The organism is Stappia indica, from assembly GCF_001696535.1.
Taxonomy (GTDB): Bacteria; Pseudomonadota; Alphaproteobacteria; order Rhizobiales; family Stappiaceae; genus Stappia; species Stappia indica.
Genome location: NZ_MBQE01000004.1, coordinates 448,132 through 460,616, shown reverse-complemented (window position 1 = coordinate 460,616; position 12,485 = coordinate 448,132). Strand labels below are relative to the sequence as shown.

14 protein-coding genes, 1 tRNA gene and 1 riboswitch are annotated in these 12,485 nt (G+C 68.1%); of the genes, 6 read left to right on the top strand and 9 right to left on the bottom strand.

Annotated features, from left to right (window positions below):
- Nucleotides 1-29: 29 nt before the first annotated feature.
- Entirely contained in the window at nt 30-1,151 is a 1,122-nt protein-coding gene (cobW, locus tag BBX35_RS16450) for a cobalamin biosynthesis protein CobW (protein WP_067222181.1), read from the bottom strand.
- Nucleotides 1,148-1,735 (bottom strand): bifunctional adenosylcobinamide kinase/adenosylcobinamide-phosphate guanylyltransferase, encoded by a 588-nt coding sequence (gene cobU, locus BBX35_RS16445; RefSeq protein WP_425274602.1) that lies wholly within the window; start codon nt 1,733-1,735, stop codon nt 1,148-1,150. Before cobU ends, cobW begins: the two co-directional genes overlap by 4 nt.
- Before the next feature lie 122 nt (nt 1,736-1,857).
- Nucleotides 1,858-2,083: riboswitch (cobalamin riboswitch) on the bottom strand.
- Between the two features lie 212 nt (nt 2,084-2,295).
- On the opposite strand from cobU, the gene BBX35_RS16440 reads away from it, so the two are divergent.
- Nucleotides 2,296-2,370: transfer RNA gene (locus tag BBX35_RS16440), tRNA-Asn, on the top strand.
- Between the two features lie 80 nt (nt 2,371-2,450).
- On the opposite strand, the gene BBX35_RS16435 is transcribed toward BBX35_RS16440, so the two are convergent.
- The 3 genes from BBX35_RS16435 to BBX35_RS16425 all read right to left on the bottom strand — a co-directional run bounded on the left by BBX35_RS16435 (nt 2,451) and on the right by BBX35_RS16425 (nt 3,632).
- Nucleotides 2,451-2,924, bottom strand: coding sequence for a TspO/MBR family protein (locus BBX35_RS16435; protein ID WP_067222179.1), 474 nt, complete (start codon nt 2,922-2,924; stop codon nt 2,451-2,453).
- Nucleotides 2,925-3,014: 90 nt separating this feature from the next.
- Nucleotides 3,015-3,236 carry a DUF4287 domain-containing protein gene (locus BBX35_RS16430; RefSeq protein ID WP_067222178.1) on the bottom strand — a complete coding sequence of 74 codons (222 nt, stop codon included), beginning with the start codon at nt 3,234-3,236 and terminating at the stop codon, nt 3,015-3,017.
- A gap of 15 nt (nt 3,237-3,251) precedes the next feature.
- Nucleotides 3,252-3,632: a cupin domain-containing protein gene (locus tag BBX35_RS16425; RefSeq protein ID WP_083206373.1), complete on the bottom strand. Its 381-nt coding sequence runs from the start codon at nt 3,630-3,632 to the stop codon at nt 3,252-3,254.
- 144 nt (nt 3,633-3,776) lie between these two features.
- Between BBX35_RS16425 and BBX35_RS16420 the strand changes: the two genes are divergently transcribed.
- Complete coding sequence (locus BBX35_RS16420) at nt 3,777-4,280, top strand: MarR family winged helix-turn-helix transcriptional regulator (protein ID WP_067222176.1); 504 nt, start codon at nt 3,777-3,779, stop codon at nt 4,278-4,280.
- Nucleotides 4,281-4,303: 23 nt separating this feature from the next.
- On the opposite strand, the gene BBX35_RS16415 is transcribed toward BBX35_RS16420, so the two are convergent.
- Together BBX35_RS16415 and BBX35_RS16410 are read right to left on the bottom strand one after the other, a co-directional pair.
- Nucleotides 4,304-5,200 carry a VOC family protein gene (locus tag BBX35_RS16415; protein ID WP_067222175.1) on the bottom strand — a complete coding sequence of 299 codons (897 nt, stop codon included), beginning with the start codon at nt 5,198-5,200 and terminating at the stop codon, nt 4,304-4,306.
- A 148-nt stretch (nt 5,201-5,348) separates the two neighbouring features.
- Nucleotides 5,349-7,061, bottom strand: a complete 1,713-nt coding sequence (locus tag BBX35_RS16410; RefSeq protein WP_067222173.1) for a methyl-accepting chemotaxis protein — start codon at nt 7,059-7,061, stop codon at nt 5,349-5,351.
- 316 nt (nt 7,062-7,377) lie between these two features.
- Here BBX35_RS16410 and BBX35_RS16405 point away from each other — a divergent pair, with 316 nt between their 5' ends.
- On the top strand, nt 7,378-8,472 hold the full coding sequence (locus BBX35_RS16405) for an META domain-containing protein (RefSeq protein ID WP_067222172.1): 1,095 nt from the start codon (nt 7,378-7,380) through the stop codon (nt 8,470-8,472).
- Nucleotides 8,473-8,490: 18 nt separating this feature from the next.
- Here the strand turns inward: BBX35_RS16405 and BBX35_RS16400 are convergent, their stop codons facing one another.
- Together BBX35_RS16400 and BBX35_RS16395 are read right to left on the bottom strand one after the other, a co-directional pair.
- Entirely contained in the window at nt 8,491-8,700 is a 210-nt protein-coding gene (locus tag BBX35_RS16400; RefSeq protein ID WP_067222170.1) for a TOBE domain-containing protein, read from the bottom strand.
- A gap of 20 nt (nt 8,701-8,720) precedes the next feature.
- The gene (locus BBX35_RS16395; RefSeq protein ID WP_171901474.1) at nt 8,721-9,908 is read right to left on the bottom strand and encodes a molybdate transporter family protein; all 1,188 of its coding nucleotides are present in this window, start codon (nt 9,906-9,908) and stop codon (nt 8,721-8,723) included.
- Between the two features lie 201 nt (nt 9,909-10,109).
- Here BBX35_RS16395 and BBX35_RS16390 point away from each other — a divergent pair, with 201 nt between their 5' ends.
- Genes BBX35_RS16390 through BBX35_RS16380 form a run of 3 tightly spaced genes read left to right on the top strand, consistent with a single transcriptional unit; the run spans nt 10,110 to nt 12,469 of the window.
- Complete coding sequence (locus BBX35_RS16390; RefSeq protein WP_067222166.1) at nt 10,110-10,817, top strand: ABC transporter permease; 708 nt, start codon at nt 10,110-10,112, stop codon at nt 10,815-10,817.
- Nucleotides 10,810-11,613: an ATP-binding cassette domain-containing protein gene (locus tag BBX35_RS16385; protein ID WP_083206371.1), complete on the top strand. Its 804-nt coding sequence runs from the start codon at nt 10,810-10,812 to the stop codon at nt 11,611-11,613. The genes BBX35_RS16390 and BBX35_RS16385 overlap by 8 nt, the downstream gene beginning before the upstream one ends.
- 22 nt (nt 11,614-11,635) lie before the next feature.
- Nucleotides 11,636-12,469, top strand: coding sequence for an ABC transporter substrate-binding protein (locus BBX35_RS16380; protein WP_067222165.1), 834 nt, complete (start codon nt 11,636-11,638; stop codon nt 12,467-12,469).
- Nucleotides 12,470-12,485 lie beyond the last annotated feature (16 nt).

Sequence of the window (12,485 nt, the reverse complement as noted above, 5' to 3'; positions counted from 1 at the left end):
CCTGCCCTGGGCCTGGCCTGTCGTCCGGATCAGGCCGCGAGCGCGCTGGCGAGCAGGCCCTCGACGCGGGCAAGGTCGAAGCCGGCAAGGCCGATCACCACGACCCGGCCGGGACCGCGTGCATCGCGCGCGAACCACGCTTCGACGCGCGGGCCGACCGCCTGCACCATGGCCGGTGCCGCTTTGCCCTCGATGCCGACCGCGCCCTTGATGCGCAGGACGCCCGGCACCGCCATGGCGGCGGCAACGCGCGCCTCCAGATCCTTCAGCGAGGCGAGCGGGGCGAGCTCGACCACATGGCTGACGAAGTCGTCATGATCGTGATGATGATGGTGGTGATCATGGTCATGGTCATGGTCATGGTCATGATCGTCGTGATCATGGTCATGGTCGTCGTGGTGATGGTGCTCGTGATGGCTTTCGCGGCCGTGCATGTCCTCTTCCGAGGCGCTCATCCGGCCGAGCAGCACGTCGGCGGCAAGCATGCCCTTTTCCGCCGCGACGATCTCCACCGCCGCCCGGACGCGGCCGGCGACTTCGGCGCGCACGCGCTCCAGCGTCGCCGCGTCGACCAGATCGGCCTTGTTCAGCACAACGAGATCGGCGCAGACGAGCTGGTCCTCGAACAGTTCCTCCACCGGGCTGTCGTGGTCCAGCGCCTCGTCGGCGGCGCGCTGCGCGGCCAGCGCCACCTCGTCGCCCGTCACGCGACCTTCGGCGACGGCCGCCACGTCCACCACCGTCACCACCGCATCGACCGTCACACGGGTCTTGACGCTCGGCCAGGAGAAGGCGCGCACCAGCGGCTGCGGCAGGGCCAGGCCCGAGGTCTCGATGACGATGTGGTCCGGCGCCTCGTCGCGGGCGATCAGCATTTCCATGGTGGGGAGGAAGTCGTCGGCGACGGTGCAGCAGATGCAGCCGTTGGTCAGCTCCACGACCTCTTCCGCCGCACAGTCCGGATCGGCGCAGCCGTCGACCAGCGAGCCGTCGAAGCCCATGTCGCCGAACTCGTTGACGATGAGCGCAATGCGCTTGCCCTTCGCCTCGCGCAACAGGTTGGAGAGCAGGGTCGTCTTGCCGGCCCCCAGGAAGCCGGTAACGATGGTGGCCGGGATCTTGCCGGCGGTGCGGGGCGTGGATGCGGTCATAGACGGATCTCCGGCTGGAGGTGGGATGGCTTGAGAACGAGCGGCAGGCCGGCGGCGACGAGCACCGCGACATCGGCGACTTCCGCGATGCGGCGATTGAGGCGCCCCTGCTCGTCGCGAAAGCGGCGGGCGAGCGCATTGTCGGGCACGATGCCCGAGCCGACCTCGTTGGTGACGAGAACGACGGGACCGGGCGCTGCGCGCAGCGCCTCGGCAAGCCGGGCCGTCTCCGCTTCCGGATCGGCCTCGGCGAAAATCAGGTTGCTGAGCCACAGCGTCAGGCAATCGACGAGGATGGCGCTTTGCGCCGTGCTTTCGGCGGCGATGACACCGGCAAGGTCGCGCGGCTCCTCGATGGTGCGCCAGCCCTCGCCCCGCTGGTCGCGGTGGCGGTCGATGCGCTGGCGCATCTCGTCGTCGAAGGGCGTGCAGGTGGCGACATAGATGCGCTCGCGATGCGCTGCGCTCACCAGCCCTTCGGCATAGAGGCTCTTGCCCGAGCGTGCACCGCCCGTCACCAGCACGGTGCGGGCCACGACAGGAGCCAGGCCAGGCAGGGAATCGGATGCGGGAGCATGGCTCACGCGCAGGTCTCCCCGCGGCTGGATATGCCGGGAGAGCTGAAGCGGCGGGCGCCCTTCAACGGGAACATTCTGGCCTCCTGCCGTCCACCCGACGGCGCGTGACGTTTCGGGCCGGGCCCCGTGGGGGCCCGGATGATCCGGCTCGTCTCCTGGCTCGCGGGTCGTCGCCTTGTCCTGCCCTTCCCGGACCGCAAGGCCCAGTGGTTCATGCAGGAAGACTCGCCGCTCACAGTTGCGGGGGCAGCTGCGGATTCGGGAGCCCGATTTGGGTCCTCCCCCACCGCATTCCGACTTTCCCCTTTCATCGGACTTCGTCCGTCAGAAAGGACCGGAGGATGACGACTCATAGCCTGCCGAAGGGGCCCGCGTCCAGCAGCGAGGCGGAAAGGCCCTGCGCACCTTCCGCAGCGGAGCATTTGCCGACGCAGGCGAAAAAGCCCCGATAGCCGCGGCCCGCCCCGACTGTGGAAAAGTTTTGCGACAAAGGGCTTGGCAAGCGGCGGCGCAGTTTGCTATACGCCTGCCACCGACGCGGTGCAGCTGCCCCGCGTGATTGGTGATCCCCGGTAGCTCAGTGGTAGAGCAAGCGGCTGTTAACCGCTTGGTCGCTGGTTCGAATCCGGCCCGGGGAGCCACTCTTTTTAATTCCCTCAAAAATATCCGATCTTGCCGCCACCGCACGACGCAACGCGCCGCGCGGTAATTTGCGTTTGCCTCACCCCTCGCGGTTCAGCTGCCAGATCGAGAAGTTCAGCGCCGCGGCGAAGGTGACCCAGGCGAGATAGGGCACCAGCAGCAGCGCCGCGAGCATGTGCACCGGCCAGAACAGCACGATCGTCGCGAGAATCGACAGCCACACCAGCACGATGTCGATCATGCCAAGGTCGGGGCGGTGCAGGCCGAAGAACAGCGGCGTCCACACGCCGTTGAGCACCAGCTGGATGCCGTAGACGGTGAGCGGCAGGGCCGCGCCGTCGAAGCCCGCCTCGCGCCAGACCAGCCAGCCTGACACCGCGATCATCACGTAAAGCACCGTCCATACCGGAGCAAACAGCTTGTTGGGCGGGCGCCAGGACGGCTTCTTCAGCCGTTCGTACCACTCGCCCGGGCGGAACAGCGCCCCGGTCAGCGCGGCGAGAAAACAGGCTGCCAGAAACCCGAAAAGAGCCGGCAGGTTGGACGCATCCATCAGCTTTGCCTCGAACGTTCGCGAACCATCATGGTCGGGGGCAGCCCCCTCTCGCCAAGCCAACGCATCGCGGGCTGGCCAGGTTCCCCCTCATTTATCCTCGGCGAGCGTATGGGCAACCAGCGCGTTGGCATGGCCGTGGCCGAGCCCGTGGGTTTGCTTCAGCAAGGCCACCAGTTCCATGTGCTTGAGACCGGACTGCGAACGGATCAGGGCCTTCCATTCGGCGATGGGACGCCCGTATTTTTTCTCGATAGAGGGGAAGTAGGAGGCCGGCCCCTTCACCGGCGGCGTTTTTCCGGACAACGACATGGCTGACTTCCTTGCCTAAAGATCCTGCTGTCGGATCGTGTCGGACGGGTGGATGCAGACCAGCTCCAACTGATCCGTGCCCACGTTGAGATAGCGATGCGGCACATCGGCCGGCGCAACGACGATGTCTCCGGCAGAAGCGCGCAGCCGCTCGCCGCCGACCAGGAACTCCGCCTCGCCTTTCCGCACCACCCAGGTCTCGCGATAGGGGTGGACATGAAGCTGCGATCCGGTTCCCGGCGCGCTGTCGGTGACGAACATGGACACCGGCGCGCCGTAGTCCCTGCCCTCGAACCGGACCGTCGGACTTTCGCCCGGAGCCGGTGGACGGTGGCAGCGGACAGAGATATCGGGCCGCCCGGCCTCCTTGGCCGAGGCGTGAGCACTGGCTGTCATGGCAATCCCTCCTGCATTTATCTTGACGTGAAGATACTTCCGGGAATTTGTCTTTGCGTCAAGATAAATATCTTGATATCGAGAGACCGAACCCGAAGCTGCGTTCGAGCAGCGGCGAGACTGGGAACGGGAGCGGAGACTGCCATGGCGGACCATGTCGACAGGCTGCGGGCGCAGTGGGCGCGGGAACTGCCGGATCTCGACACCGAGCCGATGGCGATCCTCGGCCGCGCGCGGCGGCTGACGCTGCTGGCAGGTGCCAGCATCGAGAAGACCTTCGCAGCCTTCGGCCTCGACCGGGGCGAGTTCGACGTGATCTCCACCCTGCGCCGCGCGGGGCCGCCCTACCGGCTCACGCCGACGGACCTCTATTCGACGCTGATGATCTCCTCCGGCGGGCTGACGCATCGGCTCGGACGGCTGGAGAAGGCGGGGCTGGTCGCGCGCGAGAAATCGGCGAGCGACGGGCGCAGTGTCGAGGTCGTGCTGACGCCGGCCGGCATCTCGCTGGCGGAAGAGGCGTTCCGGGCGGACATGACGAACGAGACGCGGTATCTCACAAGCCTTGCCCCGGCCGAGCGCGAGGCTCTGGCCGGGTTGCTGCGAAGGCTTCTGGAAGAGCTGGAGACCGCGGAGGCCAAGGCCTGAGCGGCCCTGACCGCCCCCCGGCCTCAAGCCGCGGTCAGGCGCAGGCGCGTTGCCCAGGGATCGGCAATGACGAGGCCCTCGCTCCCCTCCCCGGCGAGTTCCAGCCCGGCCTTGCGGGCCGCATCGGCGATCGCACCGATCCTGCCGGCGTCGCGCAGGACGATCTCCAGTTCGGCCAAACCGGTGCGTCCGTTCTTTCGCGGTCCCGCGCCCCGGCTGTTCCAGATGTTGCCGGCCAGCTGGTGGTGATAACCGCCCGAACCGTAGAAGCTCGCGCCGGGATAGCGCGCGGCGATGTCGAAGCCGAGCAGCCCGGCATAGAAGGCGTCGGCCTTGTCGGTGGCCCCGACCTGCAGGTGCACATGGCCGACGATGGTGCCGGCCGGCGCGCCCTGCCACTGCGTGCCCTCAGCGGCGGCGAGCAGCGAAGGCGCATCCAGCGGATCCGTCGACATGACGATGGCTCCGGTCGCATCCGTCCAGGCGGACGGGGCGCGGTCGGCATAGATCTCGATGCCGTTGCCTTCCGGATCGGCGAGATAGATCGCCTCGCTCACCTTGTGGTCGGACGCGCCCTGCAGGCGCAGGCCGCGCGCGGCGGCAAAGGCGAGCCAGCGGCCAAGGTCGGCGCGCGTCGGCAGCAGGAATGCGGTGTGGAAGAGGCCCGCCTCGGAGCGCGGCGCGATCTCGAGCCCCGCGTCGCCGCGCAGGCGCAGCAGCGGCACCCCGCCGGCACCCAGCAGCGCATCGGCGCCATCCGTGCCGAGGTCTTCAAGTCCCAGAATGTCGCGATAGAAGGCGGCAACGCGCGCAGCGTCGCGCACGGCCAGCGTGACGATGCCGACGCGCAGGGGCGCTGCGGCCATGTCGAAACGGTCGGCTTGCGCGCCGGCCCGGCTGTCGAGTGTGGTGGCGGACATGACGGTCTCCCGGTCTCGCTGCAGGCCGAAAGCCCGCAGCCTTGTTGACCCCAATGTGCGCCTCGCACCGGACGATTACAATCCGCCGTTTCCTTACAGTATCGTTCACGAATATCGAACAACGACCCAGCGCGATACCCGCTGCGGCTTACGCTGCGTCGAAGCGGGCGAGGAACTCGCGCACCGAGCTGCGCAGATTGCCGGCCTCGCGATGCACTGTGCTGGACAGCTCTCGCACCATGGCCGCCTCCCTGCCGGTCTCGCCGATGGCGGAGGACATTTCGCCCATCGTGTCGGCCACCTCGCTGGTGCGGGTCGAGGCCTGCTGCGCATGCTGGCTGATGTCGCCGGTCGCCTGCCCCTGCTGATCGACGGCCTCGGCAATCGAGCCGGTAAAGCCGTCGACATCCTGCATGGTGCGGGTGATCTCGCCGATGGCGGCGACCGCCTCCTCCGTGGAGCCCTGGATTGCAGCAATCTGCGCACCGATCTCTTCCGTCGCCTTGGAGGTCTGCGTCGCCAGTTCCTTGACCTCGGCGGCCACGACCGCAAAGCCGCGCCCGGCCTCGCCGGCGCGCGCGGCCTCGATGGTGGCGTTCAGCGCCAGCAGGTTGGTCTGCTCGGCAATCGCCTGGATCAACGAAACGACCTCGCCGATCTTGGCAGCGCCCGCCGCCAGCCGCGACACGGTCTCGTTGGTCCGCCTGGCGTGGTCGCTCGCCCGCGACACCACCTCGGTGGTCGAGGTCACCTGCCGGGCGATTTCCGAAATCGACGAGGACAGCTCCTCTGCGGCGGCGGCCACCGTCTGGACGTTGTCCGAGGCGTGACGCGATGCGGCGGTCGTGCGGTCCGACAGCTCGCCGGAGCGCGCGCTCATCCGCTCCAGCGTATCGACCGCCCTGATCAGGTCGCCGGCCGCCCCGTCCAGGGCGTCGAAGAATGTCCGGGTCGTCTCGTGGAAGGATTGCGCGGTGCGGCGTTCCAGTTCGCGTTGCTCGCCGGCGCGGCGCTGCTCCTGCTCGGCGGCTTCCTCGGCCAATTGACGCTGGCGGATCACGCCTTCGCGGAACCGGGCCAGCGCCTCGGCCAGGCGGCCGAGCTCGTCGCCGGACCGCCAGGTCGGCACCGGCGCGTCTGTGTCGCCTTCGGCATAGGCCCGCGCCAGCTTGTCGAGATCGCGCAACCGCACCGCAACGGCGCGGTGCACGTAGACCGTCCCGGCGAGAAACACCAGGATCATCGCCCCGACGCCGCCAAGGCTGACGTTGCGTGCCCATGCGGCTTCGGCGCGCAGGCTTTCCAGGCTCGACTCCATGGAGCCGTGGATCAGCTCTTCCGCCTCGTCGGCGCGCGCGATGAAGCTTTCGAACGTCTCGTCGAAAATCTCGTCGGCCTTCGACCCGGCCGCCCCCGCCACGCCGGATGCAAGGCCGGCATGGCGCTCTCTCGCCGCCTGCTCGAACAGGTCGATCTTGGTCTCGACATCCTGCACGATCTCGCGCACCGCCGGATCGCTCGTCGCGATGAAGGTCCCCTCGTCGTTGCTGCCTCCTTGCAGGATGGCCCGGGCATAGAAGCGGGCTTCGCCGATCAGCCGCCAGACCTCGTCGATGCTCTCGCCCTGGTCGCCCGACATGATCTCCTCGAACAGAAGATGGGCATGGGTGGCGGTGAGCTTGATCTCCATCGCCGCATCGGCGAGCGGCGCCTCGGCCTCGCCCAGTTCGATGCCGTTCTCCCCGACCCGCTGGGTGGCGTTGTAGGCGACGAGGCTGCTGACAACCGCAACGGCGATCAGCAGGGCCATCGTGGCGCCGATCTTGTGGGCGACACTGAGACTGAACGTTCCGCTGCGCATTTCGCCCCTCCGGGTTCGGGCATGATCTGTCCCGAGAGAGTGGAGAGGGCGCGGTGAACGCTAGGTAAACTTGCGGATAGAACAAAAACACCGCTGAATTGACTGGGGAATTTTTCAGGCAGTCCTTGCCCTTCGCGAATCACCGCTCGAAAACCCGGCAGCGAAGCGCCCGGTACGCGCAATCGCGCCGGCCTGCTCGGGACATGTGCACAAGGGTTGCGCCGGCCCAGCTTTCGCCGCTAATGCGGGAAAGGATCCGATCGTCAGCGCCCCGGACAGGGCTGCGCGCCCGCTTCGCAAGGAAGGCAGGACAGGCATGGCACGACCCGCAAGAACATCCGCAGCAGCGCTTTTCGCCTGGAGCCTTTCCGCCAGCGCCCTTTCCGTCAGCACCTTGGCGATTGTCTGCGCCGTCTCCCCGCGCCCCGCTCTCGCGCAGGACGAGGGCTGGTCGCTGACGGTCACCGGCAGCGCCGCCTATCGCGAGCGCATTGCCGTCGGCAACGAAGCGGAGCTGGTGGTCGAACTGCGGGAGACGGGCGCGCTCGACCCGGCGGCCGATGCCGACGCGGTGCGCCTGGTCGCGGACAATCGCCAGAAACTGGAGGGCCGGCAGGTGCCGGTGCCCTTCTATCTGAAGGCCGACGGCGCCGGCCTCGTGCCCGGTACGAGCTATGCCCTGCGCCTGCAGCTCACCAATGGCGACGGCCCGGGATGGGTCTCGGCCCCGGTCGCCGTCGAGGTCGCGTCAAACCCGGACGGCAAGGTCGAGATCGACGCCGGCGACGTTCTGCTGGTCCGCAGCCTTCCCGTTCAGGTCACGGTCAGCCTTGCCTGCGGCGACGCCACCGGCCGCCTGCAGCAAAAGGACGAGAGCGCCGTGCTGGACTTCGGCGGCGAGGTGCTGATGCTCAAGCAGACCCCGGCCGCCAGCGGCGTGCGCTACGAGGCCGAGGACGATCCCGAAACCGTGCTGTGGACCAAGGGGCTGGAAGCCAGCTTCACCTTGCGCGGACAGGAGCAGCCGCCCTGCACGCTGGAAGTCGAGACGCCGGCCATCGCCTCGGGCATGGACACGCTTCCCGGCGGCGAATGGGTCGTCGAGGACATCTCGCGCAGCGGGATCATCGACAATTCCCGCGTGACGATGACCTTCGCGGACGACGGCCAGCTCAGCGGGCGGGCCACCTGCAACAGCTTCAGCACCCGCTTCGCCGTCAACGGCGAGCGGATCGCCGTCGACCCGCGCACGATCTCCACGATGATGGGCTGCGCCCCGGCCCTGATGAACCAGGAGCGCAAGTTCCTCGACACGCTGCCGAAGCTCACCGGCTGGCGCATCGACGAAACCGGCGCCCTGCTGCTGGAAGGGAGCGACGGCGCGCTGGTGAAGGCCCGCCGCGACGGCTGATCGGGGGGCCGGCGGGCGTCAGTCGGTCGCCAGCATCACTTCCGAAGCCTTGACGATCACATGCACCTTGCCGCCGGTCTTGATGCCGAGATCGGCGACCGCATCGCTGGTGATCATCGAGGTGATGACGTTGCCGCCACCGATATCGACGCGGACCTGACTGTTCACCGGCCCTTCCTTGATCTCGAGAACCGTGCCGGACATGACGTTCCTGGCGCTGATCTTCATGAACTAATCTCCTTTTCTCGTCAGGGTCTGCGGCGCCCGGCGGGCGCGCGTCTCCTGGCGATATTGGCCCGGATCGCCTCCGCCGCAAGGCCCGCGGCGAAACCGGGCAGCACGCCGAGGCCGAACGTGCCGAGCGCTGTCGCGGCGATCACCGGCCGGCAGTCGGGCCGGGCATCCAGCAGGCGGCGGCTGAAGGCGAGATCCCAGGCAGCATAGAGCAGCAGCGCACCGGCGACCGGCGCGGGGATCCGGGCGAGCAGGCCCACCACCGCATCCCCCGACAACGCGGCGGCGGCGCAGAGCGCCGACAGCAGCAGCGGCGCGAGCATGCCGCGCGCACCGAAGCGGTGATGACCGGAAATGCCGCCCGCACCGTGGCACATCGGCAGCGCGCCGAGCGGCGCCATCACCAGATTGACGAGGCCCGACGTCACCGCGAGCCGCCTTTCGCCGACATGCTGCGCCGCCTCGCCGTGCAGCGAGCGGGCGACCGCAGCGGCAACGACGACGGCATTCAGCAGCGTCAGCGGCAGCTGCGGCAAGACGCCGAAGGTCACCGCGTCGAGCAGCGACGGCGCGTGTCCGGCCGCCTCCGCCGCACCGCCTGCGGCCAGCAGCGTCAGACCGGGGGCGGCAAGCCCCTCACCCAGCAACGGACCGAAAGCCACGGCGGCGATCACCAGCATGAGGGCCCAGGGCCCGCGCGGCAGCACGAAGCTGAGGCCCAGCACGGCCGCGGCGGCGGCACCCAGCAGCCATTGCCCACCGATCATCCGCAGCGCCAGCGCGCCGAGCAGCAGGCCGAGCCCGGCCTGCAGGCCGGTCACCACCGACTGCGGAATGGCGCGCGCGGCCCGCACCAGGTGCGGCGTGCAGGCGAAGCCGACCAGCAGCGCGCCGAGCAGCGCGCCGCCCCATGCGATCTCGACCCCGGCGACGGTGCCGGTCAGGATCGCGACGCCGAAGGCCTTCATCGGCTGCACGGAGATGGGCAGGCGGTAGACCAGTGCCACCATCAGGTAAGCAACGGCAAAGCCGGCGAAGACCGGCGCCGGGGCAGCCAGTCCGGCGACCAGCACCAGAACCACATAGGGAAGGAAGGTGCCGAGGTCGCCACAAGCGCCCGAAGCCTCGGCCAGCATATGCGCAAGCCCGTCGCGCATGCGGCGTTGCTGCGGCAGACCGGACGCCACAGGCTCTTTACTCATGCCTTTTTGTGCATTTTCATGCATTATTTTCTTTTTTCTTGTGCAAGCTCCCAACAACTCCCCACCAGCATCCCGAAGATTCCGCGGAATTGCAACGTTCTCCGCATTTTTCATCATGAGATTTGCCAAGAGACGCTGCGGACCGGTGGATTTTTGGATCTTTTTGTGTATTTCTTCCCATAAGAGGGAGAAATCACAGGCATGCAGAACTTCGCGTCCGTTCTGGGCGACGCGGTTGCCCTGATCCTGTCGGGCGACGCGGACCTGATGGAAATCATCGCGCTGTCCTTGCGCGTCACGATCACCGCCGTGGTCGTCGCGTGCCTGATCGGCCTGCCGCTCGGCGCCGTCGTCGGCGCGTTCCGCTTCCCCGGGCGCACGGTGGCCACCGTCCTGCTCAATTCGCTGATGGGTCTGCCGCCGGTCGTCGTCGGCCTGATCGTCTATCTGGCGCTCTCCGCCTCCGGTCCGCTCGGCCCGCTCGGGCTGCTCTACACGCCCACTGCAATGGTGATCGCCCAGACCATCCTGGTCACGCCTATCGTCGCCGCCCTCACCCGACAGGTCGTCGAGGATCTCGACCGTGAATATTCCGAACAGTTCCGCTCGCTCGGCGTCGGCCCCGTCACCCGCATCGGTGCCCTGCTGTGGGATGCGCGCTACAGCCTGCTGACCGTGGCGCTGGCCGGCTTCGGCCGGGCGGTCGCCGAGGTCGGCGCGGTGATCATCGTCGGCGGCAACATCAACCACGTCACCCGGGTGATGACCACGACGATCGCGCTGGAAACCTCCAAGGGCAATCTGGAGCTGGCGCTGGCGCTCGGCGTGGTGCTTCTGGTCATCGCCATCCTGGTCAATGCCGCCGTCATGGGCCTGCGTGCCTCCGCCGCGAGGGCCGCCTATGCGTGAGGCGGGAGCACTGGCACGCGCGGACAGCGCAAACGGCCCGGCCCCGGACGCTGCGTCGGCCGGACCTGTGCTGCTCGACGCGCAGGGCCTGCGGCTGGAGATCGGCGGCAAGCGGCTGATCGACGGCATCGACATCCGCATCCGTGAGGGCCGCAAGACGATGGTCATGGGCGCCAACGGCGCGGGCAAGAGCCTGCTGCTGCGGCTGCTGCACGGGCTGATCGCACCCTCTGCCGGGCGGATGACCTGGCGCGGCGGCCCGGTCGACAAGAGCGCCCGGCGCGCCCAGGCGATGGTTTTCCAGCGGCCGGTGATGTTGCGCCGTTCGGTGCTGGCCAATCTCGCCTTCGCGCTGAAGGTGCGGGGCCTGCGCGGCAGCGCGCGCCAGGCGCGCATCGACGAGGCGCTGGACAAGGCGCGGCTGTCCGACCTTGCCCGCAGTCCCGCGCGCGTGCTGTCGGGCGGCGAGCAGCAGCGACTTGCGCTGGCCCGCGCGCTCGCCTGCGACCCCGAACTGCTGTTTCTCGACGAGCCGACGGCGAGCCTCGACCCGGCTTCGACCCAGGCCATCGAAAGCCTGATCGCCGACGCCAACCGGCGCGGCGTCACGGTCGTGATGGTGACGCACGACCTCGGCCAGGCCCGGCGGCTGGCGGACGACATCGTCTTCCTGCATGCCGGCCGGGTTGCGGAGAGCGGGCCCGCCTCGCGGGTGCTCTCGTCCCCCCGTTCCGAAGCCGCCAAAGCGTGGCTGGAAGGGCGCCTTTTCCTCGACGGGCAAGGCGCGCAAAGCTGATCAACAAAGAGGGAGTTTCAACATGCTTCGTCGTCAGTTCCTGACACTCGCGGCAGCCGGCCTTCTGGCCACCAGCCTTTCCGCCCCGCTGCATGCGCAAGAGAAGTTCATCGTGGTGCAGTCCACCACCTCCACGCAGAACTCGGGCCTCTTCGAGTTCATGCTGCCGAAGTTCCAGGAGAAGACCGGCATCGAGGTGCGCGTCGTGGCCGTGGGCACCGGCCAGGCCATCAAGAACGCCGCCAATGGCGACGGCGACGTGCTGTTCGTCCACGCCAAGCCGGCGGAAGAGAAGTTCGTTGCCGATGGCGACGGCGTGAAGCGCTTCGACGTCATGTACAACGACTTCGTCATCGTCGGCCCGCCGTCGGATCCGGCCGCTGTCGCCGGCTCCAACAACGTCACCGACGCGTTGCAGAAGATCGCCGAGGCCAAGGCCCCGTTCGCTTCGCGCGGCGACGACAGCGGCACCCACAAGGCGGAGCTGGCGCTCTGGAAGGCGGCCGATGTCGACGTCAAGGCGGCTTCGGGCGGCTGGTATCGCGAGACCGGTTCGGGCATGGGCGCGACGCTCAACACCGGCACCGGCATGGGCGCCTACATCATGACCGACCGCGCCACCTGGATCTCCTTCGGCAACAAGGGCGAGTACAAGATCGCCGTCGAGGGCGACGAGAAGATGTTCAACCAGTACGGCATCATCCTCGTGAACAAGGAGAAGCACCCGAACGTGAAGGCCGACCTCGGTCAGCAGTTCGTCGACTGGGTGATCTCCGACGAGGGCCAGCAGGTCATCGCCGACTACAAGATCGACGGCCAGCAGCTGTTCTTCGCGAACGCCAAGCCCGGCAGCTGAGGCGAACTTCGCCCGG